Origin of the sequence: Gilliamella sp. B3817, from assembly GCF_026536705.1 — a bacterium.
In the GTDB taxonomy this organism is placed as follows: Bacteria; Pseudomonadota; Gammaproteobacteria; order Enterobacterales; family Orbaceae; genus Gilliamella; species Gilliamella apicola_I.
Window position 1 is genome coordinate 1 of record NZ_JAFNNV010000013.1, and the last position, 25,590, is coordinate 25,590.

Consider the following 25,590-nt stretch of genomic DNA (forward strand, 5'->3'; position numbering starts at 1 on the left):
TCTCAAGGGCTGCGTATACTACGCTACACCTTTTTATTCGTCAAGATCTTTTTTCAAAATTTTTGATCCTGCTCACTAACCTCTTTTACCGCCTGCTTTCGCTGACGCCGTGTCAGTGGATGCGCATTATAGAGCCTTAAAAAAATCATGCAAGCGTTTATTGCAATTTTATTTCTGTTTGTGTTTTTTTTACCCATGCCGTATTGAAAACAAACTGATCCTATACAAATTTTACAAACTTTCTTTATTATTATTTATTATGTCAGTTATGATATGTTTGCTTTAGGCTAATTTTTTAAGATGGATTTTTCATATGCCTTTTACTTTCGCACACCCAGCAATTGTTTTACCTTTTAATAAAAAGCCTCAATTTTTTTCCATGACAGCCTTAATTATAGGTAGCATGTCCCCTGACTTTGAATATTTTCTTAGAATGAAAATAAAAAGTGATATGAGCCATACTTTATTTGGTATTGTTTATTTTGATCTGCCAATAACATTAATGGTTGCTTTTATCTTTCATTCCATTATTCGTAATGAACTAATCAAAAATTTGCCTCATTTCCTTTATAAACGATTTGCTCATTATCTTACTTTTAATTGGAATCAGTATTGCTTACATCATTGGTTTATTGTTTTGACATCAGCCGTAATAGGCATTACGTCTCATATTGGTTGGGACAGTTTTACTCACTTAACGGGTTTTGTAGTAAAACACATTCCTTTTTTACAACAGACAATTTCCCTAAAAAATATTGATATTCCTATCTACCAATTACTACAGCATGGCAGTACTTTGGTCGGAATGAGTTTAATATGCCTCTTTATTCTTAGATTACCGATCATGACTGATAAAAGGAATACGGTTAGTTTTCTATATTGGGGTTTGGTTATGATGATCGTTATAGGTGGTTTCTCTCTTTTTTTCGCTAATACTATCCATACTTTTGGTCAAAATGTGGTGAACTTTATTGATGCACTATTTTTAGGATTAATATTAGCACCACTTGTCTTGAGAATTATACGGCGTTTATTTTAAACACCGTAATAGAATAGTATTGTTTTAGAACGTTATGATTCTGCTTTTATTTTATTAGGTAAATCCGCCAAACTATCGATTACCCAATCGGCTTGAGCAACGACTTCTTCAGTGATTGGGTCGCCCGTTTTCACTAAAACGGTTTTTTTAACCCCAGCCCTTTTACCTGATAATAGATCTGAAAGTTTATCGCCCACCATATAGGAATTAGCAATATCAATGCCTAACTCTTTCGCTGCGGTTTGAATCATACCGGGACTTGGTTTTCGGCATTCACAATGATCGACTAGTGGATCATGCGGACAATAATAGATACCATCTAAGTCAACACCTCTGTCTTGTAACGACCAATCCATCCATTCAGTTAAAGTATGAAATTGCTCTTCAGAAAATTTGTTTCTGGCAATTCCAGACTGATTGGTGGTAATAACTAATAAGAAACCCATTTTTTTGAGCTCTTGCATTGCCTCAATAACTCCGTCAATAAAGTGGAATTTATCAATTGTGTGCACATAGTTATAATCGATGTTTATTGTACCATCACGATCTAAAAAAATAGCAGGCTTCATATTTACTCATTTTCCTTTTATTTAGGTATTTATCCTAATTTGCATAATATATTATTGATTGACTTAGATGTCTAGACGTCTTAATATTCAACTATTCGCATTTTGCTTTTATATATTATGATACAATTACAACATATTTCGAAAACTTTTGAACATAATAATACGTTAATCCACGCATTAAAGGATATTACTATTAATGTACACAAAGGTAAAATTTATGGGGTTATCGGTAAATCAGGCGCTGGAAAAAGTACATTGATTCGCTGTGTCAATCTGTTAGAAAAGCCAACAAGTGGTAAAATTTTTTTAGATAATCAAGAGATAACCAATTTATCTAATCGACAATTAATTCCTGTTCGTCGAAAAATCAGCATGATTTTTCAACATTTTAATCTTCTCTCATCACGTACCGTATTTGATAATATTGCTTTTCCTCTTGAACTTAATCGGACACCCAAAGCTAAGATTAAGCAAAAAGTCGATGAACTAATCGCGTTAGTTGGTTTGACTGAAAAAGCAAATGTCTATCCAGCCAATTTATCTGGTGGACAAAAGCAACGTGTTGCTATTGCACGAGCCTTGGCAAGTGACCCAAAAGTATTATTGTGTGATGAAGCTACCAGTGCCCTTGATCCAGAAACAACGCGTTCGATTTTAACTTTATTAAAAGAAATCAACCAGAAACTTGAATTAACAATCTTATTAATTACCCATGAAATGGATGTCGTTAAACAGATTTGCGATCAAGTTGCCATTATTAGCAATGGAGAGTTAATTGAACAATCATCAGTAGGTGAAATGTTTTCCCATGCTAAAACCGATATTGCCCGTCAATTTATTCAATCCACTTTACATTTAAACATTCCTGATGACTATTTAACTAAGCTATCAAAAAAGTATAGAGAAGGACTTAATCCCCTAGTACGCCTAGAGTTTTCAGGTGTTTCGGTTGATTTACCGCTGTTATCGCAAATTGCTCAACAATTCAATATCGAAAGCAATATTATTAGCGCTCAGATGGATTACGCCGGTGGCGTTAAATTTGGTTTAATGCTAGCGGAAATGAAGGGAGAGACGAAAAGTATTGAATCCGCAATTGAATTTTTAGAAAAAAATAACACCAACGTAGAGGTGCTTGGTTATGTTTAGTTTTATTCCTTCTTTTAAACCTTTCGAAACATTATTTCGATATTTAGCACACTACAATTTTTGGGGTGATTTTGTCGCTTTTTGCTCTTCTTTTAATGGTTTTAATGAAGCCATGTTATTTAAAATGGCACAAGCAACTGATGAAACACTTTATATGGTTATCTTATCTGGATTTTGGGGAACCGTTATTGGATTACCGATTGGTATACTACTTTATACCACTCGTAAAGGACAAATTTTAGATTGTTATATCGCTAATAGTGTTATTTCATTTATAACGAATATATTTCGTTCAATACCTTTTATTATATTGATTGTTTGGATTATTCCTTTTACAACTTTCTTAATGGGAACGTTTATTGGTAAACAAGCTGCTGTTGTGCCACTAAGTATAGGTGTTTCGCCATTAATCGCTCGCATGATTGAAAATGCATTATTAGATGTTCCAAAAGGTTTGATTGAAGCAGCTCGCTCAATGGGCGCAACGCCATTTCAAATCATTTATAAAGTCTTATTACCTGAATCCTTACCGGTCATTGTTAATAGTATGACAATTACTTTAATTACGCTAACGGGTTATATTGCCATGGCAGGCGCTGTTGGTGCAGGTGGTCTTGGTCAATTGGCAATTCAATATGGTTACAATGGATACAAGCCTGCTATAATGAATACAGTTTTAGTTATCTTAATCATTATTGTATTTATTATTCAGTTTATAGGAAATGCCATTGTAAAACGCGTAACTCATCATTAAATTTGGAGAAACTTATGTCAATTAAACAGCTAGCATTAATTACCACCTTAGTAAGTGCCTTTTTTTTAACGGGTTGTGATAATAGTAAACAAACAGTATCGGAAAATAACAATTTAAATCAATCAGATAATATGACTACACTTAAAGTCGGTGTTATTTCAGGGCCCGAACAAGAAGTAGCCGAAGTGGTAAAACAACAAGCTAAGGATCTTTATCATTTAGATGTTGAGTTGGTTATTTTCAATGATTATGTCACCCCTAATCAAGCATTAAATGATGGCTTAATTGACGTTAATGCCTTCCAACATAAACCTTATTTAGATGAGCAAATGAAAGAGCGTGGTTACAAATTAGCTGTGGTTGGTAATTCATTTGTTTACCCAATTGCAAGTTATTCTCATAAACTTAAACCAATCGACAATGCTACGCCAACGGGTGAAGGCGTGAAAGTAACATCTCCACGTGGCGAAACTTTCTTTATTCCAGCTAACTCAACCATTGCGATTCCAAATGATCCAACTAATTTAGGTCGTGCACTACTGTTATTACAACATGAAGGATTAATTACCGTTGATAAATCAAAAGGTTTATTACCGACAGTTTTAGATATCACCAGTAATCCTAATAATTATAAAATTGTTGAGCTTGAAGCGCCTATGTTGCCACGCTCTTTAGACGATGCACAAGTTGACCTTGCTATTATCAATAATGCATTTGCCGGACAAGCAAATTTAACGCCAAGTAAAGATGGCATTTTTGTTGAAGATAAAGAATCCCCTTACGTTAATATTATCGTTGCCCGTGAAGCCGATAAAGATAACGAGAATATCAAAAATTTTGTGAAAGCTTACCAAACTGATGCTGTAGCGCAAAAGGCAGATCAAATTTTTAATGGTGGTGCTATTCGTGGTTGGTAATAACTTACCAAAAACATTAATAAATCAAAATTCCGCCGATTTAAGGTCGGCGGAAACAATAAAAGACAAAATAAATAGAGTTATTGAGTGATATACTGCAGACCATACATTAATTCAGCAAAGCATAATTAAGAGCATGACCTGGCAAATAGATCCCATTGGTATTATACATTCCCCTTATAGCGAAAAATTTGCTGTACCCAGACAACCGAATTTAGTTCCTGCTGGACATGGAGAACTTCATTTATTGGCACCTTATAACGATCCTAATAGTGTTAAAGGATTAGGGCAGTTTTCACATTTATGGTTGCTATTTCAATTCCACCATATAGATCAGAACAAGTGGCGCTTAACCGTTCGTCCTCCTCGTTTAGGTGGAAATAAAACGTTAGGCGTATTTGCAACTCGTTCCCCATTTAGACCCAATCATATCGGGCTTTCAGCAGTAGAATTAAAAGATATAGTCATTAAAAATAAACAAGTTATTTTAAAATTAGGAAGTTTAGATTTAGTTGATGGCACACCTATAATCGATATAAAACCCTATCTACCTTATTGTGATAGTTATCCAGATGCCACTGCTGGCTATGCACAAACGTCTCCAGAAAAAAAATTACACGTCGTGTTTTCAGATGAAGCTCAACTTTTTTTAACATCGCAAAAACAGAATTATCCAGAGTTAGCAGATTTAATTGCTCAAGTCATTTCACAAGATCCTAGACCTGCTTATAAACAAAATAACATCGCTGAACAAACATATGGATTAACGCTATACCATTTTAACATAAAATGGAAAATCAAAAATGAATGCGCAATAGTCGGCGATATCGAGGTTATCTAAAAAAATTTACTTAACTGAAAAGTAAATAATTTTCTTTTTCTAATAGGATAAAATAGCTTTGTAAATTTTCTTAACAAAATTATGGCAAAAAATTAATAAAAAAGGTTGGTGTATTTATACGATTCTGATACATTATGTACGGGTTTAATTCCCTATATTTCACTTTGCCACTAAAATTAGTTAATAATCTTAGTGGTATTTTTATGCCTAAAAATCAATGGATATTTGTTTTGTGTTTGCTTCGCATTTCAGTGATATCTATCTCATCAAATATATAATGTTTACCACAATAATCACAAAGGATATCAATCTTTCCACCATCCTCTTTGAGGATTTCATCAATTTCATTTTGCGGTATTGTTGCTAAACTATCCTCAAAACGTTGCCGAGAACAACCACATTTAAATGTAACATTCTCAGTTTCAAACAATCGAACTTGTTCTTGATTATAAAGGCGATATAAAATTTCATCACTGGTGAGTTTAAATAATTCATCGTTCGTGATTGTTTCGGTTAAAGCGCATAGATGATCAAAAGAATCTTCAGTATTTTCATTAGCTGGTAACACTTGCAATAATATGCCGGCAGCCATTGGTTTATTATTGTAAACACCTGTTTTAACGAATAATCTAGTTGGCAACTGTTCAGACTGCATGAAGTAATTTTCAATACATCCTATTAGCGTCTCTTTTTCAAGTCCGACAATACCTTGATAGCGTTCTCCATTTTTGGGCGTAATGGTAATTACAATATAGCCATTACCCACCATATCTTTCAATGACGCATTATCAGCAATATCTCCATTAACTCGAGCAACCCCACGTAATTGTAGAAGATGATTGCCATTAACAACCGCTAAACGCAGAGGACCATCACCTTGTAATTGAACCGCAATATCGCCTTCAAATTTTAAGGTTGCGGTTAATAAACTCGTCGCAACCAGTAATTCACCCAATAAATTTTGTACTGCTATAGGATAATTATGGTTATCTAAAATTGCTTGGTAAGTTTGTTCTAAACGAGTTATTTCACCACGAACAGGGTGATTATCAAAGATAAATCGATTTAAAGTATCCATATCAATTATTGTCGCCTTGTTGTCTATCATATTTAAATTTTATTAAGTTACGCCGCTCTTTTTTATCCGGCTTTCTATCAGGATGTGGCATGGTTAATGCATTAAGCTTACGTGCTTCAGCTATTTTTTCGCGTTTATCAATGCTCTCTTGTGTTTCTTGATAAAGTAATTGAGCTTCTTGCGCTGATCTCCGTTGTCCATTAATCGCCAGAATTTTAATTGTTTTTTGATCTGAACCTTGACGAAGAGTCAAAATTGCACCGACTTCCACCAATTTACTCGGTTTAGTTCGTTGACCATTATAGTGGACTTTTCCCCCCTCAACCATTTCACGAGCAAGTGAACGCGTTTTATAAAATCGGGCAGCCCACAACCATTTATCTAGTCTGATTTGATCCATTTCACTCTCATATTAATTAATCAAAAACGTCATTTAAACACGAACAGGAGTTTTAGCATTTTAATAATATATAAGGCTAACTAAACCAATATCAATTGTCTGATTGAAGAAAATGATTGATCGCATTGACTTGTATTGTGCCAGCTAAACTAAATGGTGCAATTTTACCAACTAAATTAGCGGTATAATTAGTTGACTCAGGATCGTAATTAACTAATTTCCAATCTTTTAATAAAGAACTTGGGATATTAGCAGCACCTAATTGAAAAGAGGTAAATTCTGTTTGATTAGCATTAAGCTTTGCTTTTATTTCAACAACACCCTTGTTAATTAAACTACTAAAGTTTAATAATGCATGCTGTTGTGAATCATATTTTAAGGTCAAATCTGGATAATTAATCTCAATTCCATTAATAGATCCTCTTTCAGCTTTAAAAAATAGGTTTCCGGCATCAAATCCTAAATATTTATCTTTGACTATAACAATATCTGAGCCCAGTGCTTCAAAATTAGTAAAAGCAAATGGATAGTTAGCATCAACATTAATTAATAGACTTGGTAAAATCGATAATTGAGTAATTTCAATCCGACTAAATTGTGTTGGTAATACTAATTGCTCTAAATGTTGAGGTAATTGATAAATGACACTAGCTATCGTGACTTGTTCTAACTGTAAAGTATTATCATGCCAGCTACCTGTAAGATTTACATTACCTTTATTCCAAGTGGCTATCGCTTTTTCAATTTCAATATTATTATCATTAAGATTGAGTTGAAGTAATACTGAGGAAAATAGATTATCGAACCATACAACGTTATCGGCATTGAAAACAAGAGAGCTTTCATCAAAATACCATCCATTATCAAAACGAATATTTTTGACTTCAAGATTCCCTTTTTCAACGAGAAAAGAGGGTAGCTGTATACTACTTTCAAATATCGACAATTGTCGTAAAGAGAATTTCGGTAAATAGGAAATATATTTTTCCCAAAAATCGTCTGTTTGAGATTGTAGATGAATATTGCTTAATTTAAATTGTTCAATATCCCAACTTTTATCAGCTAATATCTTTAACTTACTTACAAAAAATCCATTTTCAATATTCCCACCTAAATTGGTTAAGTAGGTAATATTATCACGGTGAAATCCTTGAACGATTACTGATTTTATAGCAACCTCATTGATCAATACTTCGTTAGAAGTGAAATCAAACTGGGCATTATTTAAACTTGATGAAGAATAAGATTTAATTCCGCCATTTACCTGTTTAAATAGAATTTTATCTTCATTATTATTTATTGAAACAGTAATGGTAGAATTAATGAATTTTAACGTATCAGTCGAAAAATCATAATGTTTAATTTTGCTATCAGCCAATATTCCATCAATCACAGTAACATAGCTAAAATGATTGAATTGCCACAGTTCATGTTTATCTAACCCTATAACCATTTTAGGAATATTAGCTATCTGTTGCTGACCATCGCTGATGACAACATCATCCAAGACAACTTCATAAACATTTGAAAAAGAATGGTGAACATGCCCAATTGAGATAGTATAGGGACTTAATTTTGATAATTGCTCACTTACAAATTTTGCCCCAAACGCCGTCTGTACTACAAAATAAGAGAGTAACACTAACAACCAAGCAATTGCTAAAAGAGTAAGTAAGTAGAATCGTATCCGTCGCATAAATGAATAAAATTGTTATAATAAGCCGTTCACAATGACATTACGATAAACGATTTTAAATGAAATAGCATCTTATTTTAGTATAAATGATTTGTCGTTAAGTCAGTTTTACAGTTAATATATAGAAATACACAATCATATCTTTGAAATACCAAATGGAATCGATCACTCTTCCTTTATTTAAAGTAAGATGAGGGATTGTTTTTATTTAATTTAAATAAAGCGGGAGACACACAAATGAAACAAATCCCAATGACAGTAAAGGGAGCTGAATTATTACGTGCTGAACTTGAAGAGCTAAAAAATGTCAAAAGACCTCAAATTACAGCAGCGATAGCCGAAGCGAGAGCACATGGTGATTTAAAAGAAAATGCAGAGTATCATGCAGCAAGAGAACAACAAGGTTTTTGTGAAGGTCGTATTCAAGAAATTGAAGGAAAGTTATCACAAGCACAAATTATAGACATTACCAAAGTCAAAAACACTGGCAGAATTATTTTTGGTGCCACCGTCACTGTTATCAATGTGGATACTGATGAAGAAACCACTTATCGAATTGTAGGTGATGATGAAGCTGACTATCGACAAAATCTCATTTCGGTTAATTCCCCTATTGCCAGAGGATTAATTGGTAAAGAAGATGGCGACACCGTACAAATCAAAACGCCTGGCGGCGATGTAGAGTTTGATATTGTTAAAGTAGAATATATTTAAAAGGTTAATTCTGCATTGTCATTTACTACAGATAAACAGGGCGAATACCCTGTTTATTAATCGTATTATTTAGGTAAAGTGATTTTTTTCTCTTCACTTGGTCTAAAAATGGTAAAAATAGAACCAACTTGTTGTACTGCAAGGGCATGCGTTTCACGTATGATAGCCTCACAAATAAGCTTTTTTGTCTCTCTATCTTCAGCAGACACCTTGATCTTAATTAACTCATGAAAGTTTAACGCATTTTCAATCTCTGCAAGCACACCTTCAGTAAACCCATTAGCGCCGATCATGACAATCGGTTTTAAATGATGAGCTTCACCTTTTAAATACTGTTTTTGTTTATTTGATAAATTCATTATTTTTTTATCACATTAAGTTGCAATTTTGTTATTCTACCCTTATATATATTTGTAATCAATTGAAGTGAACTCTTTACTATAAGGATTTATTCCCTGTGAGTAACAAAAAACGCTCAGCAAGCTCGACTCGTTGGCTTAATGAACATTTTAATGATCGCTTTGTGCAACAAGCACAAAAAAAAGGTTTACGATCGCGAGCATGGTTCAAATTAGAAGAAATTCAAAAAAGTGACAAATTATTTAAACCCGGCATAACCGTTGTTGATCTAGGCGCAGCGCCTGGTGGATGGTCACAATATGTGGCGTCTGTTATTGGTAGCAAAGGACGAATTATCGCTTGCGATTTATTACCGATGGATCCGATTGTCGGTGTTGATTTTCTACAAGGTGATTTCCGAGACGAAGCCGTGCTTAAAGCATTACTTGACCGTGTTGGTGAAGAAAAAGTACAAGTCGTCATGTCAGATATGGCTCCTAACATGAGTGGTCAACCTGCTGTTGATATTCCAAGAGCAATGTATTTAGTTGAACTTGCTTTAGATATGTGTCGAGATGTCCTTGCCCCAAATGGCAATTTTATTGTCAAAGTATTTCAAGGTGAGGGATTTGAAGATTATTTAAAACAAGTTAGATCGATGTTTAAAACTGTCAAAATTCGCAAACCTGAAGCATCCAGATCGCGATCGAGAGAAGTTTATATCGTTGCAATGGGTATGAAGTAGCCAGTAGCACAATTTTGTAGTACCATTACTTCCTAATTTTAGTCGTAACTGTTAATTTTTATGAGAGGTTTTTCTTTTGAACGACATGGTAAAGAATTTACTGATCTGGGGAATTATTGCCGTAGTATTGATAGCTGTATTTAATCAATTCAGCTCAATTTCAAATAGCGGTCCTCAAATCAACTATACTCAATTTAATTCCGATATCACCAGTGGTAAAATCCAAGAAGTGCATATTAATGGACGCGAAATTATTGCCACGACAAAAGATAATCGTAACTATGTAACTTACATCCCTTATTTTGATGAAAAGTTAATGGATGACTTAGTTTTAAATAAAGTTGCCGTTTATGGTAGTCCAGATGAAAAACCAAGTTTGTTAGCAAGTATTTTAATCTCTTGGTTCCCCATTATTTTATTAATCGGATTTTGGATCTTTGTCATGCGTCAAATGCAAGGCGGTGGTAAAGGCGGACCAATGTCGGTGGGTAAAAGTAAAGCTCGGATGTTAGCGCCAGATCAAGTAAAAACCAAATTTACCGATGTCGCAGGCAGTGAAGAAGCCAAGCAAGAAGTAACAGAAGTAGTCGATTTTTTACGTGATCCGGGGAAATACCAAAAATTAGGTGGACGTATACCAAAAGGTATTTTGATGGTTGGACCACCGGGTACCGGTAAAACATTATTAGCTAGAGCGATTGCCGGTGAGGCCAATGTGCCTTTCTTTAGTATTTCAGGTTCCGACTTTGTTGAAATGTTTGTTGGTGTTGGCGCATCACGTGTACGTGATCTCTTTGAACAAGCCCGTAAACATTCACCTTGTATTATCTTTATTGATGAAATTGATGCTGTTGGTCGCAAACGTGGAGCGGGTTCAATGGGCGGTCATGACGAACGCGAACAAACCCTAAACCAAATGTTAGTTGAAATGGATGGTTTTGAAGCTAACAGTGGCATTATTATGATTGCAGCAACAAACCGTGCTGATATTCTCGATCCTGCATTACTTCGTCCAGGTCGTTTTGACCGTCAAGTTCAAATTGATTTACCTGACTTAAAAAGTCGTGAGCAAATTCTGGCAGTACATGTACGTAAAGTGCCTTTAGGGTCAGATGTTAATCTAGCAGTATTAGCCCGCGGAACACCAAATTATTCGGGTGCTCAATTAGCTAATTTAGTTAACGAAGCAGCGCTATTTGCCGCTCGCCGTAATAAACGTTTAGTCACGATGGATGAGTTTGAAGAAGCCAAAGATAAAATCGATATGGGTACTCAACGTCGTTCATTATCCATGACAAAAGAGCAATTAACCAATACGGCTTATCATGAAGCTGGACACGCAATTGTGGGTTATTTAATGCCAGATCATGATCCGCTCCATAAAGTCACGATTATTCCTCGTGGAGGGGCGTTAGGTGTCGCCTTCTTCTTACCGGAAGGTGATCAAATTAGTCAAACTCGTACTCAGTTAGAATCAAAAATTTCAACAGCTTATGCAGGACGTATTGCCGAAGGCTTAATTTATGGCGAAGATAAAATTACCTCTGGTGCTTCAAGTGATATACGATACGCTTCAAATGTAGCCAGAGCAATGGTGACACAATGGGGCTTCTCAGATCGTTTACCACCTGCATTGTTTGAATATGAAGAGTCTTCTTATGGAGTCATGAAGAAAATATCTGATGGTACAGCTAAAATTATTGATGAAGAAGTTGATGCAATCCTTCAACGAAACTATCAACGAGCTAAAACAACACTAACTGAAAATATTGATATTCTTCATGCAATGAAAGATGCTTTACTCAAATATGAAACAATTGATAAAAAACAGATTGATGAACTGATGAATCGCCAGCCAGTCACGCCACCAGAGGGTTGGACAGCCAGTGATGAAAAAGCAGCACAAGAAGTACCAAATGAAGGTCGTGATACACCACCTGAATCTGATGATTAATCTGTTTTAATTTCTATAACGCGCTACGGCGCGTTTTTTATCGGATAATTCAGATAAATCTGAAATAAACACAGGTAACAAGCTTGAATGATTTTGCTATTGCTTAGCTTATAACAAAGTTTAACGATAGCAAAATTAAGTTTAAGATGACTTAAATAAGGCATAATCATGGAAATTCGTTTCAACAATCAAATTATGGATCTCTCTTTTCCTCAAGTAATGGGTATCGTAAACATGACGCCGGATTCGTTTTCTGATGGCGGTAATTATAACAATCTTGATGATGCCATGCGTCGAGTTGATAATATGATACAAGCAGGCGCAACATTTATTGATATAGGCGGTGAATCAACACGCCCTGGTGCAGCCATTGTATCAGTTGAAGAAGAGCTAGATAGAGTGGTGCCTTTAGTTGAAAAAGTGGCTCGCTATTTTGATGTTTGGATCTCCGTTGATACCTCTAAACCCCAAGTTATGACAGAGTCAGCAAAAGCAGGAGCCCACTTAATTAATGATATACGAGCATTAACAGAGTCTGGTGCAGTCGAAGCCGCAGCCCAAACAGGATTACCAGTTTGCATTATGCATATGCAAGGCGATCCTCAAACTATGCAAAATGCACCACATTATCAGCAAGACATCTATCAAGAAGTCGATCAATTTTTTGCCCAACATATCAATCGTTGCATCAATGCAGGGATTGAGCGAGAAAAAATTATTCTTGATCCGGGTTTTGGCTTTGGTAAAACATTAGCACACAATTATCGATTACTAGCAACACTTGAAAAATTTCATCACTTTCATTTACCGCTATTAGTTGGTATGTCGCGAAAATCCATGATTGGACAAGTATTAAATGTTCCGCCTAAAGAACGTATGTTAGGTAGTGTTTCTTGTGCAGTAATTGCAGCGATGAAGGGTGCACAGATTATTCGAGTGCATGATGTAAAAGAAACCTTTGATGCACTGCGAATTGTTCAAGCTACTTTAGCTGAACAGGAATAAACGGCGTTTAACTTCAACAAAATAAGCCGTTATTTTGTTAAAAAGGGAATTTTTAGACAAATAAGATAAAAATCCCTTTTTGTTTTATTCTTAAGAATTTTCAACTTTTGGTATTACTGTTTCTAATAATTATTAAACAATAACAACACTTAAAAACATCACTAAACCAACATAATTATTATTTTGAAAAGCTTTGAAGCATCGAGTTCTATCACGATCGTTTATTAACCATTGTTGATAAAGAAACAGTAACGACATGATCGATATTCCACTATAGTAAATAAAAGACAGATGATGATTCAAACCAATAATTATCAAGCAAATCACCGTTATTATCTGTAAAATGCCAATTATCAATTTATCATAGTGCCCAAACAAAACAGCCATTGATTTAATGCCAATTTTGATATCATCATTGCGATCAACCATGGCATATTCCGTATCATAAGCAACTGTCCAACAAATATTTGCCAAACACAATAACCAACAGGTTAACGGGAACTGTTCAATTGTGGCCGCATAGACCATTGGAATGCTCCAACTAAATGCAATCCCTAATACTATTTGCGGAAAGTAGGTATAACGCTTCATAAACGGGTAAATCATTGCAGTTAACAATGCACAGCCAGCAATCATCCACGACAAAGCATTTAAAAAGAATAATAAACAAGCAGCCATTAACAACAATATCAATAATGTCCATAAAGCATTCTTTGCGGTTAACACACCTTGCGCTAACGGACGGTGTTGGGTTCGCTCCACATGCGCATCAAAATGGCGATCGGCATAATCATTTACCACACACCCTGCCGCTCGCATCACAACAACACCCAGTACAAAGATAACAACAAGTTCAACTGGCGGATGAGGATTTGCAAGCCAAATTGCCGTTATAGTTGGCCAAAGCAATAGCAAGATTCCAATTGGTTTATCTAACCGCATAAGTTGTAAATAAGCTAACATATCTGATTTCTATCTTATATAACAATGGGTAAATTATACCTTTTCCTTCAAAAACTGTAACGCTCTCAATAATTGAGTCAAATTAATTGCTACAATTAACAAGCAGGCTCATTTAAGCATCTCTAAATATTGTTCTGCAATAACGGCAAGAGCAGCATAAAACGGACTAATTTGATTATGTTTTAATTGGTTTAAATAGTAAGCAGACCACGTAAATAGATGTTCATTTAATAATTGTTTTGCTGTTTGTGGCTGATTTTTTTCCAGCAGTAATGCAAATGCCATTAACATTAATCCAAACTGATCTTCAGGCTCATTCATACCAGTAGACAGCATTAACCCTTGTTGCTGTAAAAATTCACGATAACGTTCTTGTGATTCCCCCATTAATAACTTTTCTTGATCCAAATAAACCGATCCCCAAGGGGGTGCAAGCATTTCACCTTGTCCTTCAAATAACAGTGAAAATTGATAATCAAGATCTTGATGGGATAATTCTGCCGCCAATCTTTGACATTGCTGACAAATTAATTTGGGATTTTGCCAATTAGCCAGCTGATCGATATGGAGTAACGCCTCAATCAACGGTTTGACGGTTTCGCTCCGAGGAGAATAGTAAAAAAATGCCCCAATGATTTTTGCTAAGGTGGCGGTAGTTAGATTATCCAATCTTATCTCTCTTATTCATTATAAAATGACTTAATTTGCTATGAGTTATTAGCTTCAATGATTATAGCGGTATTGTCCATAAATTATAAAATGCAATGCGTCCACAAACCTCCCCCAAAAAAATACAAGCAAAGGCTGTAGTACAAAGTATCGTCATATGTTTTGTTCGCCAACAACTAAAAATAATCAACATTAGCGCCACGATTAATAAAATACACTCGATTATCATCCAACTCAATTGCGCATTAGCCAGCGCCGGACTGATTGAAGTCATTAAATTAAAATAAGGTACCTTTGATAGCACAATTAATAAAACGCCAATAATAAAAGCACCAGTTCCTAATCGATATAGCCCAACCCTAGCACTAGCAATACCACCTAATGCCAGCATCGTTAGATACATTTGAATCGGTGTATAAACGGTGTCCCACGTTTTCACTGTGGGTAATCTATACGTTAAAACAATCGTCCAAACAAACACTAAACTTAGTATCATCAACACGATCGCTAATAATTGATTTATATAAGGGATGCGATTTATCTTTAAACAAAGCGGCTTAATCATATCAAGTTTTTCACTATTGGGATAAAGGGCAAAATAATTGAGTAACAAGGATACAAGCGTGACTCCAAACAATACACCAAAGGTAAAAATTTCATTACTCATTGGCGAACGACCGATACCCAAAATCACATTGAAGGCACGCATAGGATGCCCCAAATGGAATGAGGCAATTAGCATACCAAGAGCCATAAAAAGCAGTGCTAACCCATTAATTTTTTGTCTAATAACTTGTTTAGCTTGTGAATGATTGATGAAACAAGACAAGCTACTCAGCAATACCATTCCCGCAGATAATTGCCCCAATACCGTAAAAAAAACGAGTGGTAATTCATGCATATTAAACCTCCTCTGGATTGAGCACTTTACCCACTGTATCACCCGAACTCTTAGCTTGTGCATGGGGTTTAATCACAATATTGGGTTTAGTTAGCTCAGCATTAGGCAAAGGAGCAATATTACGTTCATTACCATAACGTTCACGTAATTTGCCTATCTCGTCAAAATCTAAAGCATGTTGCGGACAAGATTCGACACACACGGGCTTTAATCCTTCGGCGACACGTTCATAACAGCCATCGCATTTTGACATGACACGCTTTTGATGATCATACTGTGGTGCACCATAAGGACAACGCATTTCACAATACCGACACCCGATACACACATCTTGATTGACAACCACTAAGCCATCTTGCTTGCGTTTGTGCATTGCCCCCGTAGGGCAGCCTTGTACGCAAGTCGGCTCATCACAATGGTTACAGGCGATCGACAAATAATAAGTAAATGTATCATTCTGCCAAATTCCAGCTACTTGCTGCCATGTGCCACCACCATATTCATAGACTCGGCGAAAATGCACCCCAAGCGCATTATCTTTCTCGTCTTTACAACTGACTTGGCAGGTTTTACATCCAGTACATTTGGAAGAATCAATAAAGAATCCATATTGCATTTTCATCATCTCCCTGTGACTTATGATGCCGAAGACATACTGGATATTGGTTTGATATCAACCAAATTGGTATGTTGTGAATTTGATTTTGCCAATACTGAAGGACGCAATGAAGTTAATCGATTGACACACCCCCCAATATCGATACCCACTGCATTAGTTTTTGCCCACAACCCTTGTGGAATGGCAATCACCCCGGGTAATATACGTGGCGTTACTTTTGCAGGTATATATAATCGACCGCGATCGTTAAAAACTTCGACTAATTGACCATGCTTTATGTGTCTCTGCTGAGCATCAATGGGATTGATCCACAGACTACTGGCAACAGCCTCACGCAATTGCGGAAGATTGCTATATGACGAGTGGCAATGTCCTTTAATATGAAATCCAATTAACTGTAACGGGTATTTTTCTTGTTTCAGCTTATCTTCACTTCCTTCAATTGCAGGTAAATAAGCTGGGATAGGATAAAGTTTATCGTCCTGCTCAAATTCCCATTCACGCGCAATTTTTGCTAAGGCTTCAGAATAAATTTCAATTTTTCCCGATGGGGTATTTAACGGATGATTAACGGGATCATCGCGAAATGCTTTTAAAGCAATGTGATTATCACTATCAGCTAATTTACGATCAATAACTCCCATACCGTCTGTTTCGGCAAAAGACGGTAAATCAGGATTTTGTTTGCGCATTCTTTCATAACTATACGCTATCCACTCCTCTTGTGTTCGTCCTTCCGTAAATTTATCTTTAACGCCCATTTTTTCAGACAATTCGGTTAGCACATCATAAGCCGGACGATTTTCCCAAAGTGGCTTAATGGCTTGTTGCATACGAATCACATAGTGATAAGCGCCCGATGCATAGGAATTATTGATTAAATCATGATTTTCCACTGATGACACATCAGGTAATAACAAATCGGCATACCTTGCTGAAGCGGTCATATGCGTATCCCAAACCAAGATAAATTCGCATTTCGACTCATCTTGTAAAATCTGATGGGTTCGATTGAGATCGGCATGCTGATTACCAATTACATTACTGGCATAGCTCCAGATAAACTTGATACCAACATCCAATTTATCTTTACCCAGTATATAAGCATTTTTAGCTGTCATGTTCTGCGGTTCTTCAATCGCTTTTGTCCATAAAAAAAATGGAATACTGGTTTTAATCGGATTTAACAGATTCAGACCAGGAACCGGATAAGTCACGCTTCCGCCCCAAGTTCCGATATTAGTACCTTGTTTACCAAACTGACCCGTGATAATTGGCAGTATCATAATCGCTCGGGTAGTATGCTCACCATTTTGCCAACGCTGAGCCCCCCAACCTTGAGAAATCCATGCCGCTTTAGCATTGACAATATCTAATGCAAGCTGACGAATTTGTTTAGCTGAAATACCGGTTTTTTTAGCTGCCCATTCAGGGGTTTTAGGCGTTCTGTCATCACCTAATCCAAGAATATAAGATTTAAAATCACTAAAAGGCGGTGCACTGTCGGGTAATGAGTCAGCATTCCAGCCCACACAATATTGATTAAGCATTGCATCATCAATTCTATCTTCTTCTAGTAAAGCATAACCGATTGCAGCAACTAAAGCGGCATCCGTTCCAGGAATAATTGGAATCCACTCAGCATTGTAACCCACAACACTTTCACTACGCCTTGGATCAATAATAATCACCCTTGCTTTACTTTGTGATAATGCATTGAATAGCTCGGTCACCTGCCCTCCACCCGACATTCTGGTTTCAGCAATATTTTGTCCAAACATTACCACTAGATCAGAGTGTTTAATTTGGTCTATTAACGACTCTTTTGCATTGCCATAAATATAAGGTTGAATAGCGGTTATTTGACCACTTGAATAATCACCATGATAATTAAGGTAACCACCAATCGTACTCAAGAATCGCTTACAAGCACTACGCCCAGAAATATTTGCACCTGTAGTACCTGTACCATATTGATAATAAATAGACTCGTTGCCATATTGATTAAGGGTATACTTGAGTTTATTTGCCAATAAAGCGATTGCTTCATTCCATGAAATACGTTTGAATTTACCTTCACCACGCTTACCCACTCGCACCATAGGATATTTTAAACGCTCAGGATCGTAAGTTCGCCAACGTACCGCTCTTCCTCGCAAGCAAGGACGAATTTGATGCAGACCAAAGACAGGATCATTAATGCCGTCTTCCGAAGAAATTTTAGTAATAATATCATTCTTCACATGGACTTTTAGAGGACAGCGACTACCACAGTTAACTAAACAAGCACTATAGACGATTTTTTCCTCATTATCCGAACTGGCAAGACTATCATTGTCATTAACGTTAGGTTCTGCGTACACAAATGGGGATTGAATGGTATTGGCTAATGCCGCAACGCTCCCAATTGCTAACGATTTTTGTAAAAAATCTCGTCGGGTTATCTTATTATCTGACTTGCTCATTTTGTTCCCTTATGTCTATTTGGGATTTATTTATCATAATACTTTAGATGGGCTGATAAAATAGAAAACGGCATAAACCGTCTTTAACTATCAATAAATTAAGGTAATAACAATTATTCTCAATACATACTTGGTAAAAATACTGAATTTGCTTTTCATTATAAATTTAATTTCATGCATCTTAAAGAAAGATTGGTATAATAAGGTCATTTATTCGAATAAATAGAAAAACTATGTCACAATCTACTTATAACGCTGTTGATATTGAAGTCTTAAAAGGGCTCGATCCTGTTCGTCATCGTCCAGGTATGTATACCGACACGGCTCGCCCAAATCATTTAGGGCAAGAGGTTATCGATAATAGTGTCGATGAAGCGATAGCCGGTCATGCTCGTCAAGTTAAAGTCACGCTTTATGAAGATAATTCATTAGAAGTCATTGATGATGGGCGAGGTATGCCTGTTGATATTCATCCCGAAGAGGGAGTACCAGCTATTGAATTATTACTTTGCCGTTTACACGCTGGCGGTAAATTTTCTAATAAAAATTATCAATTCTCTGGTGGACTTCATGGTGTGGGTATCTCAGTTGTTAATGCGCTATCTAAACGGGTAGAAGTGACCGTTAACCGAGATGGTCAAGTTTACCAAATTGCGTTTGAAAATGGCGAAAAAGTCGAAGATCTTCATGTAACTGGTACGTGTGGACGTCGTAACACGGGCACAAAAGTTCACTTTTGGCCAGACGAAAAATATTTTGATTCACCAAGATTTTCAGTACCCCGTTTATCTCATCTACTCAAAGCAAAAGCGGTACTTTGTCCTGGTCTTGAAATTATCTTTAAAGATAAAATTAATAACACCGAACAACGCTGGTGTTATCAAGATGGCTTAAAAGATTACTTAATGGAATCCGTCAGTGGTTACTCACTACTACCGGAAGAGCCATTTACTGGCAGCCATACCGGTGATACAGAAGCCGTTGAATGGGCACTCTTGTGGATGCCGGAAGGTGGCGAACTGTTAACAGAAAGCTATGTTAACTTAATTCCTACTGTGCAAGGTGGTACCCATGTCAATGGTTTACGCCAAGGACTGCTTGATGCAATGCGCGAATTTTGTGAATTTCGTAATTTGTTACCACGTGGCATAAAATTGACGGCTGATGATATTTGGGAACGCTGTGCTTATGTGTTATCAGTAAAAATGCAAGAGCCACAATTTGCAGGACAAACCAAAGAGCGCTTATCATCCAGACAAAGTGCTGCATTTGTATCTGCCATTGTTAAAGATGCCTTTAGCTTGTGGTTAAATCAGCATGTACAAACCGCTGAATTACTAGCGGAAATGGTGATTTCCAGTGCACAACGACGATTAAGAGCTTCAAAAAAAGTTATTCGTAAAAAATTAACTAGCGGTCCGGCATTACCGGGCAAGCTTGCGGACTGTTCATCACAAGACTTAAGTCGAACTGAACTTTTTTTAGTGGAAGGCGATTCCGCAGGTGGCTCAGCTAAACAGGCTCGAGATCGGGAATATCAAGCGATAATGCCATTAAAAGGTAAAATTCTAAACACTTGGGAAGTCTCATCGGATGAAGTCCTTGGTTCTCAAGAAATCCACGATATTTCGGTCGCGATTGGTATTGATCCTGATAGTGATGATTTAAGCCAATTACGATATGGTAAAATCTGTATTTTAGCCGATGCCGATTCTGACGGTTTACACATTGCCACCCTACTTTGTGCGCTATTTGTTCGTCACTTTCGTGCAATGGTCGAACACGGACATGTTTTTGTTGCTATGCCACCATTATATCGTATCGATCTTGGTAAAGAAGTCCATTACGCCTTAGATGAAGAAGAGAAAGAAGGAATTTTAGATCAACTTAAACGGAAAAAAGGCAAACCAAATGTACAACGTTTTAAAGGTCTCGGTGAAATGAATCCACTGCAACTGCGTGAAACAACGATGGATCCGAATACTCGCCGTCTAGTACAGTTATCATTAGATAATTCAGAAGAAACAATGGCGTTAATGGATATGCTACTTGCTAAAAAACGTTCGGAAGATCGCCGTGAATGGTTGCAAGAAAAAGGTGACCAAGTCCAACTTGATGTCTAACATAAAGAATGATTTAGAGGAACAATAATGAGTGAGATAACTCATGACGGAGTAGAAGTTCAGTCGCTACGTACCTTTACAGAAAGCGCTTATTTAAACTACTCTATGTATGTCATTATGGATCGTGCACTACCTTTTATTGGTGACGGTTTAAAACCAGTGCAACGCCGTATCGTTTATGCCATGTCAGAATTAGGGCTTAACGCTCAGGCTAAATTTAAAAAATCAGCACGTACTGTCGGTGACGTTTTAGGTAAATATCATCCACATGGTGATAGCGCCTGTTATGAAGCAATGGTACTGATGGCACAACCATTTTCTTACCGTTATCCATTAGTTGACGGACAAGGTAACTGGGGGGCGCCAGATGATCCAAAATCCTTTGCTGCAATGCGTTATACCGAATCACGCCTATCTAAATATGCCGAACTACTATTAGGCGAATTAGGACAAGGTACGGTCGATTACACCCCGAATTTTGACGGTACATTACAAGAACCAAAAATGTTACCGGCCAGATTACCGAATATTCTATTAAATGGTACTACAGGTATTGCTGTTGGGATGGCAACCGACATCCCACCCCATAATATTTGTGAAGTGGCCAATGCAGCGATTATGCTGGCAGATAATCCGAAAGCTACGCTAAGCGAAGTGATGGCTCACATACAAGGGCCTGACTTTCCAACTGAAGCAGAAATCATCACCCCACCACAAGATATAGAAAAAATCTATAAGACGGGACGTGGCTCAATTCGTATGCGTGCCGTATGGAAAAAAGAAGAAGGCGATATCGTTATCACTGATCTGCCACATCAAGTTTCTGGTGCGAAAATTTTAGAGCAAATTGCCTCGCAAATGCGTGCCAAAAAATTACCATTAATTGAAGATTTACGTGATGAATCTGATCATGAGAATCCAACACGACTCGTCATTGTACCTCGCTCTAATCGTGTTGACTTAGAACAGGTCATGAATCACCTGTTTGCCACAACTGATCTGGAAAAAAGCTATCGGGTCAATATGAATATGATTGGGCTAGACAATCGCCCATCCGTCAAAGGGTTAGTTGAGATTTTAACTGAATGGTTAGAATATCGTCGTAATACGGTAACCAGACGTTTAAACTATCGTTTAGACAAAGTATTAAAACGCCTTCATATTTTAGATGGTTTACTTATCGCCTTTTTAAATATCGATGAAGTCATTAATATTATTCGCTATGAAGACGATCCTAAAACAGAGTTAATGCAACGGTTTAATTTAACTGAAATCCAATCTGAAGCGATTTTAGAATTAAAACTTCGCCATTTAGCTAAACTTGAAGAGATGCGTATCAAAGGTGAGCAAAGTGATCTTGCTAAAGAGCGTGATCAGCTGCAAGCATTACTCGGTTCACCTAGAAAATTGAATAGTTTAATTAAAAAAGAGCTTCAACAAGACGCTGATAAATACGGGGATGAACGCCGTTCTCCGATTGTTGAACGCAGTGAAGCAAAAGCCATTACCGAACAAGAACTAATACCGTCAGAACCGGTGACCATTGTCTTATCTGAAATGGGTTGGGTAAGAGCGGCTAAAGGTCATGATATTGATCCAACGGGACTGAGCTACAAAGCTGGCGATAGTTTTAAAGCGGCCGCAAAAGGAAAAAGTAATCAACCTGTGGTATTTATTGACTCAACAGGCCGTAGCTATGCTATTGAACCCAATACATTACCTTCAGCGCGAGGACAAGGCGAACCACTTACGGGTAAATTAGCATTACCTGCTGGTGCAAGCGTTGAACATGTGTTGATGTCAGCGAATGACAATCAAAAATTTTTACTTGCCTCAAGTGCGGGTTATGGATTTATATGTCAATTTAATGATTTAGTCGCGCGTAACCGAAACGGTAAAGCCATAATTAATCTACCGAATAATGCAAAAGTACTCACGCCTATTGAAATTTCAAATGACGAAAGCTTACTTTTATCCATTACCCAAGCAGGACGGATGCTTATTTTCCCTGTAAAAGATCTCCCCGAACTGGCAAAAGGCAAAGGAAACAAAATTATCTCATTATCCAATGCAGATGACAGCCTTGCCTATATGATTTTAATTACACCGGAAACATCCATCACCTTATATGTTGGCAAACGCAAACTTACCCTAAATCCTGTTGATTTACAAAAATTTAGGGCAGAACGAGCTCGTAAAGGTAGCGCTTTACCACGTGGACTACAAAAAATAGATCGAATTGAGGTAAACAAATAGTATGTCTTTTATTTGGGCGATTATTACAGGCTTTGTATTAAGCATTGTATTAAAATCGGGATGGGGTTATTTACTTGGATTTTTTGTTGGTCCAATGCTCTATCAAACCCTTTGTAACAAGTTAAACCAGCAAAGAACGCAAACTAATCCAACTTTATATTTAACCATTGTTTTTGAAGTACTTGGTCATCTCAGTAAAGCAAAAGGCGTGGTCACACAAGATGACATCAATCTTGCACGCCATTTTATGGATAGACTACAACTTGATAGCAACAGTCGACGACTTGCGCAAGACTCATTTAATCGAGGTAAAGCTGCGGATTACCCTCTTCGAGCTCGTTTAAAAGAGATATATATTCAATACCGCTTTCGACGTAATGTGTTAAATATTTTTTGTGAACAACTCATTCAAGCGGCATTGGTTGATGGTCATTTAGATGAAAAAGAGTCACAAATATTGTATATTGTGGCAGAAGAATTTAATATTCCTCGTCAACAAATGACCATGTATATTAAAATGATGATGGGAAGCTACCATTTTCGTCAAAATGGTTATCACCAAAATCAATACCAAGATCAGCATTACCAATATCAACAAAATCATCAACATCAGGGCTATCAAGGTCGTTCAGCACAATCAGATCTGCAAAATGCATACAAAATTTTAGGTATCGAATCATCAGCCGAAATTACAGAAATAAAAAAAGCATATCGAAAACTAATGAATGAGCATCATCCCGATAAGTTAGTGTCAAAAGGCTTACCTAAAGAGATGCTTGAAGCTGCCAAAAAACGCGCTCAAGAGATTCAAGCTGCTTATGATCTCATAAAAGTATCGCGCGGATTTAAATAGAGACAACAACGATGATGCATTGGCGTTCAATTATTCGAATTGTAGGATTATTGATAACATTATTATCTGTTTTCATGTTATTACCTGCTCTAGTCGCATTAATTTATCGTGATGGCGCTGGTGCGATATTTCTTCGTTCTTTTTTTGCTGCCTTGATTTTAGGCGGCTTGTTGTGGTTACCAAATCGACACCAACGTCACGAACTTAACACCCGTGAAGGCTTTTTTATTGTGGTGCTATTTTGGGTTGTGTTAGGCACAATTGGCGCTTTTCCATTTATTTTTGATAATCACATTAATTTAAACTTAACGACAGCATTTTTCGAATCATTTTCTGGTCTAACAACAACGGGGGCAACCACCATTGTGAAGTTAGACCATTTACCTAAAGCGTTACTGTTTTATCGACAATTACTGCAATGGCTTGGCGGAATGGGGATAATCGTGTTAGCGGTTGCTATCCTACCGTTATTAGGTGTTGGGGGGATGCAACTTTATCGTGCTGAAATTCCCGGCCCACAAAAAGACAGTAAAATGCGCCCACGTATTGCCGAAACAGCAAAAACCCTTTGGTCTATCTATATTCTACTTACCACACTATGCGCAATCTGCTTGTGGTTTGCAGGCATGAATGTATTTGATGCTATCTCCCACAGCTTTTCAACGATTTCAATGGGGGGATTTTCCACCCATGATGATAATTTGGCTTACTTTAATAGCCCGGCAATCAACTATATTGTTACCCTATTTTTAATCTTATCTGGCTGTAACTTTGCGCTCCATTTTGCCGCATTAAGCGGTTTTTCAATAAAAGTTTACTGGCGAGACCAAGAGTTTAGAACCTTTATTTTCATTCTATTGATACTGATTGCCATATGCGCAGTGGTTATCTTTTTCTATAAACCTCATCGCCTTAGTATTGATAAAATTATCTTACAAGTCGTGTCCATATCATCGACAGCCGGATTTTCTGTAGATGATATTAATACTTGGCCTTCATCATTACCTATTTTTCTACTTTGTGCCTCGTTCATTGGTGGTTGTGCCGGTTCGACAGGGGGGGGCTTAAAAGTGGTCAGAGTACTACTTTTATTTATGCAAGGTTCGCGTGAGCTAAAACGATTAATTCATCCAAACGCTATCTATACCTTAAAACTTAATCATCGAGTTGTACCTGAACGAATTATCGAATCAGTTTGGGGATTCTTTTCTGCTTATGCTTTAGTTTTTCTAATTAGTTTGTTTATCATCATGGCAACAGGCGTTGATGCAACCGACTCTTTTTATATTGTTGCCTCTTCACTGAATAATTTAGGTGTGGGGCTTGGTAGTGTCAGTGATAATTTTGCGCATGTCAGTGATGTGGTAAGATGGGTGATGGTGGTCGATATGCTATTTGGACGACTAGAGATATTTACATTATTAGTCCTTTTTACACCAACATTTTGGCGAAGTTAACCTTAAACTCAAACACCCATAAAAATAAAACTTTTTGCCAAATTATGCAAAATTCATAAATATTTTATTGATTATTTAGTCAAT

Annotated in this window: 23 protein-coding genes; 13 read left to right on the forward strand and 10 right to left on the reverse strand. The window is 36.8% G+C overall.

The window, feature by feature from the left end; all coding sequences use genetic code 11:
* Positions 1-313 precede the first annotated feature (313 nt).
* Positions 314-1,039 carry a DUF4184 family protein gene (locus J3U36_RS10965; protein ID WP_267378919.1) on the forward strand — a complete coding sequence of 242 codons (726 nt, stop codon included), beginning with the start codon at positions 314-316 and terminating at the stop codon, positions 1,037-1,039.
* A 32-nt stretch (positions 1,040-1,071) separates the two neighbouring features.
* Here the strand turns inward: J3U36_RS10965 and gmhB are convergent, their stop codons facing one another.
* Positions 1,072-1,608, reverse strand: coding sequence for a D-glycero-beta-D-manno-heptose 1,7-bisphosphate 7-phosphatase (gene gmhB / locus J3U36_RS10970; RefSeq protein WP_220216046.1), 537 nt, complete (start codon positions 1,606-1,608; stop codon positions 1,072-1,074).
* A 117-nt stretch (positions 1,609-1,725) separates the two neighbouring features.
* Here gmhB and metN point away from each other — a divergent pair, with 117 nt between their 5' ends.
* The 4 genes from metN to tsaA all read left to right on the forward strand — a co-directional run bounded on the left by metN (position 1,726) and on the right by tsaA (position 5,269).
* Positions 1,726-2,757, forward strand: coding sequence for a methionine ABC transporter ATP-binding protein MetN (metN, locus tag J3U36_RS10975; protein ID WP_267378916.1), 1,032 nt, complete (start codon positions 1,726-1,728; stop codon positions 2,755-2,757).
* 112 nt (positions 2,758-2,869) lie between these two features.
* Positions 2,870-3,511, forward strand: a complete 642-nt coding sequence (locus J3U36_RS10980) for a methionine ABC transporter permease (RefSeq protein WP_370632183.1) — start codon at positions 2,870-2,872, stop codon at positions 3,509-3,511.
* Between the two features lie 14 nt (positions 3,512-3,525).
* The gene (gene metQ, locus J3U36_RS10985) at positions 3,526-4,428 is read left to right on the forward strand and encodes a methionine ABC transporter substrate-binding lipoprotein MetQ (RefSeq protein ID WP_267378913.1); all 903 of its coding nucleotides are present in this window, start codon (positions 3,526-3,528) and stop codon (positions 4,426-4,428) included.
* 136 nt (positions 4,429-4,564) lie between these two features.
* Positions 4,565-5,269 (forward strand): tRNA (N6-threonylcarbamoyladenosine(37)-N6)-methyltransferase TrmO, encoded by a 705-nt coding sequence (gene tsaA / locus J3U36_RS10990; RefSeq protein WP_267378910.1) that lies wholly within the window; start codon positions 4,565-4,567, stop codon positions 5,267-5,269.
* 214 nt (positions 5,270-5,483) lie between these two features.
* Here tsaA and hslO read toward each other — a convergent pair whose 3' ends face one another.
* From hslO to J3U36_RS11005, 3 genes are all read right to left on the reverse strand, one after another.
* Positions 5,484-6,347 carry an Hsp33 family molecular chaperone HslO gene (gene hslO, locus J3U36_RS10995; RefSeq protein ID WP_267378906.1) on the reverse strand — a complete coding sequence of 288 codons (864 nt, stop codon included), beginning with the start codon at positions 6,345-6,347 and terminating at the stop codon, positions 5,484-5,486.
* Between the two features lies 1 nt (position 6,348).
* The gene (hslR, locus tag J3U36_RS11000; RefSeq protein ID WP_065559639.1) at positions 6,349-6,747 is read right to left on the reverse strand and encodes a ribosome-associated heat shock protein Hsp15; all 399 of its coding nucleotides are present in this window, start codon (positions 6,745-6,747) and stop codon (positions 6,349-6,351) included.
* Positions 6,748-6,838: 91 nt separating this feature from the next.
* Positions 6,839-8,443 carry a hypothetical protein gene (locus J3U36_RS11005; RefSeq protein ID WP_267378903.1) on the reverse strand — a complete coding sequence of 535 codons (1,605 nt, stop codon included), beginning with the start codon at positions 8,441-8,443 and terminating at the stop codon, positions 6,839-6,841.
* Positions 8,444-8,680: 237 nt separating this feature from the next.
* On the opposite strand from J3U36_RS11005, the gene greA reads away from it, so the two are divergent.
* On the forward strand, positions 8,681-9,157 hold the full coding sequence (gene greA, locus J3U36_RS11010; protein WP_065559646.1) for a transcription elongation factor GreA: 477 nt from the start codon (positions 8,681-8,683) through the stop codon (positions 9,155-9,157).
* A 65-nt stretch (positions 9,158-9,222) separates the two neighbouring features.
* Here the strand turns inward: greA and yhbY are convergent, their stop codons facing one another.
* Positions 9,223-9,516, reverse strand: coding sequence for a ribosome assembly RNA-binding protein YhbY (gene yhbY / locus J3U36_RS11015; RefSeq protein WP_065559637.1), 294 nt, complete (start codon positions 9,514-9,516; stop codon positions 9,223-9,225).
* A 98-nt stretch (positions 9,517-9,614) separates the two neighbouring features.
* On the opposite strand from yhbY, the gene rlmE reads away from it, so the two are divergent.
* From rlmE to folP, 3 genes are all read left to right on the forward strand, one after another.
* Complete coding sequence (gene rlmE, locus J3U36_RS11020) at positions 9,615-10,241, forward strand: 23S rRNA (uridine(2552)-2'-O)-methyltransferase RlmE (protein WP_267360587.1); 627 nt, start codon at positions 9,615-9,617, stop codon at positions 10,239-10,241.
* Between the two features lie 85 nt (positions 10,242-10,326).
* Positions 10,327-12,195 (forward strand): ATP-dependent zinc metalloprotease FtsH, encoded by a 1,869-nt coding sequence (gene ftsH, locus J3U36_RS11025; protein WP_267378921.1) that lies wholly within the window; start codon positions 10,327-10,329, stop codon positions 12,193-12,195.
* A gap of 168 nt (positions 12,196-12,363) precedes the next feature.
* Entirely contained in the window at positions 12,364-13,200 is an 837-nt protein-coding gene (folP, locus tag J3U36_RS11030; protein ID WP_220216056.1) for a dihydropteroate synthase, read from the forward strand.
* Between the two features lie 132 nt (positions 13,201-13,332).
* On the opposite strand, the gene ubiA is transcribed toward folP, so the two are convergent.
* The 5 genes from ubiA to J3U36_RS11055 all read right to left on the reverse strand — a co-directional run bounded on the left by ubiA (position 13,333) and on the right by J3U36_RS11055 (position 18,817).
* Complete coding sequence (gene ubiA / locus J3U36_RS11035; RefSeq protein WP_267378898.1) at positions 13,333-14,163, reverse strand: 4-hydroxybenzoate octaprenyltransferase; 831 nt, start codon at positions 14,161-14,163, stop codon at positions 13,333-13,335.
* Between the two features lie 108 nt (positions 14,164-14,271).
* Complete coding sequence (locus tag J3U36_RS11040) at positions 14,272-14,832, reverse strand: TorD/DmsD family molecular chaperone (RefSeq protein WP_267378895.1); 561 nt, start codon at positions 14,830-14,832, stop codon at positions 14,272-14,274.
* 61 nt (positions 14,833-14,893) lie between these two features.
* Positions 14,894-15,733: a dimethyl sulfoxide reductase anchor subunit family protein gene (locus tag J3U36_RS11045; protein ID WP_267378892.1), complete on the reverse strand. Its 840-nt coding sequence runs from the start codon at positions 15,731-15,733 to the stop codon at positions 14,894-14,896.
* Between the two features lies 1 nt (position 15,734).
* A complete protein-coding gene (locus J3U36_RS11050; RefSeq protein ID WP_267385910.1) occupies positions 15,735-16,355 on the reverse strand; it encodes a DMSO/selenate family reductase complex B subunit in 621 nt (206 codons plus the stop codon).
* 14 nt (positions 16,356-16,369) lie between these two features.
* The gene (locus J3U36_RS11055) at positions 16,370-18,817 is read right to left on the reverse strand and encodes a DMSO/selenate family reductase complex A subunit (protein WP_267378887.1); all 2,448 of its coding nucleotides are present in this window, start codon (positions 18,815-18,817) and stop codon (positions 16,370-16,372) included.
* Between the two features lie 233 nt (positions 18,818-19,050).
* Between J3U36_RS11055 and parE the strand changes: the two genes are divergently transcribed.
* Genes parE through J3U36_RS11075 form a run of 4 tightly spaced genes read left to right on the forward strand, consistent with a single transcriptional unit; the run spans position 19,051 to position 25,506 of the window.
* On the forward strand, positions 19,051-20,940 hold the full coding sequence (gene parE, locus J3U36_RS11060; protein WP_065559628.1) for a DNA topoisomerase IV subunit B: 1,890 nt from the start codon (positions 19,051-19,053) through the stop codon (positions 20,938-20,940).
* A gap of 27 nt (positions 20,941-20,967) precedes the next feature.
* On the forward strand, positions 20,968-23,196 hold the full coding sequence (gene parC, locus J3U36_RS11065; protein WP_267378884.1) for a DNA topoisomerase IV subunit A: 2,229 nt from the start codon (positions 20,968-20,970) through the stop codon (positions 23,194-23,196).
* A gap of 1 nt (position 23,197) precedes the next feature.
* Positions 23,198-24,049 (forward strand): co-chaperone DjlA, encoded by an 852-nt coding sequence (gene djlA, locus J3U36_RS11070; RefSeq protein ID WP_220216063.1) that lies wholly within the window; start codon positions 23,198-23,200, stop codon positions 24,047-24,049.
* Positions 24,050-24,063: 14 nt separating this feature from the next.
* On the forward strand, positions 24,064-25,506 hold the full coding sequence (locus tag J3U36_RS11075; protein ID WP_065559645.1) for a TrkH family potassium uptake protein: 1,443 nt from the start codon (positions 24,064-24,066) through the stop codon (positions 25,504-25,506).
* The last annotated feature ends 84 nt before the right edge of the window (positions 25,507-25,590 follow it).

Bases quoted from the DNA above. Each gene is read 5' to 3' on its own strand.
- J3U36_RS10965 (WP_267378919.1), top strand. From the start codon at position 314: ATGCCTTTTACTTTCGCACACCCAGCAATTGTTTTACCTTTTAATAAA.
- gmhB (WP_220216046.1), bottom strand. From the start codon at position 1,608: ATGAAGCCTGCTATTTTTTTAGATCGTGATGGTACAATAAACATCGAT.
- metN (WP_267378916.1), top strand. From the start codon at position 1,726: ATGATACAATTACAACATATTTCGAAAACTTTTGAACATAATAATACG.
- J3U36_RS10980 (WP_370632183.1), top strand. From the start codon at position 2,870: ATGTTATTTAAAATGGCACAAGCAACTGATGAAACACTTTATATGGTT.
- metQ (WP_267378913.1), top strand. From the start codon at position 3,526: ATGTCAATTAAACAGCTAGCATTAATTACCACCTTAGTAAGTGCCTTT.
- tsaA (WP_267378910.1), top strand. From the start codon at position 4,565: ATGACCTGGCAAATAGATCCCATTGGTATTATACATTCCCCTTATAGC.
- hslO (WP_267378906.1), bottom strand. From the start codon at position 6,347: ATGGATACTTTAAATCGATTTATCTTTGATAATCACCCTGTTCGTGGT.
- hslR (WP_065559639.1), bottom strand. From the start codon at position 6,747: ATGGATCAAATCAGACTAGATAAATGGTTGTGGGCTGCCCGATTTTAT.
- J3U36_RS11005 (WP_267378903.1), bottom strand. From the start codon at position 8,443: ATGCGACGGATACGATTCTACTTACTTACTCTTTTAGCAATTGCTTGG.
- greA (WP_065559646.1), top strand. From the start codon at position 8,681: ATGAAACAAATCCCAATGACAGTAAAGGGAGCTGAATTATTACGTGCT.
- yhbY (WP_065559637.1), bottom strand. From the start codon at position 9,516: ATGAATTTATCAAATAAACAAAAACAGTATTTAAAAGGTGAAGCTCAT.
- ftsH (WP_267378921.1), top strand. From the start codon at position 10,327: ATGGTAAAGAATTTACTGATCTGGGGAATTATTGCCGTAGTATTGATA.
- folP (WP_220216056.1), top strand. From the start codon at position 12,364: ATGGAAATTCGTTTCAACAATCAAATTATGGATCTCTCTTTTCCTCAA.
- ubiA (WP_267378898.1), bottom strand. From the start codon at position 14,163: ATGTTAGCTTATTTACAACTTATGCGGTTAGATAAACCAATTGGAATC.
- J3U36_RS11045 (WP_267378892.1), bottom strand. From the start codon at position 15,733: ATGCATGAATTACCACTCGTTTTTTTTACGGTATTGGGGCAATTATCT.
- J3U36_RS11050 (WP_267385910.1), bottom strand. From the start codon at position 16,355: ATGAAAATGCAATATGGATTCTTTATTGATTCTTCCAAATGTACTGGA.
- J3U36_RS11055 (WP_267378887.1), bottom strand. From the start codon at position 18,817: ATGAGCAAGTCAGATAATAAGATAACCCGACGAGATTTTTTACAAAAA.
- parE (WP_065559628.1), top strand. From the start codon at position 19,051: ATGTCACAATCTACTTATAACGCTGTTGATATTGAAGTCTTAAAAGGG.
- parC (WP_267378884.1), top strand. From the start codon at position 20,968: ATGAGTGAGATAACTCATGACGGAGTAGAAGTTCAGTCGCTACGTACC.
- djlA (WP_220216063.1), top strand. From the start codon at position 23,198: ATGTCTTTTATTTGGGCGATTATTACAGGCTTTGTATTAAGCATTGTA.
- J3U36_RS11075 (WP_065559645.1), top strand. From the start codon at position 24,064: ATGCATTGGCGTTCAATTATTCGAATTGTAGGATTATTGATAACATTA.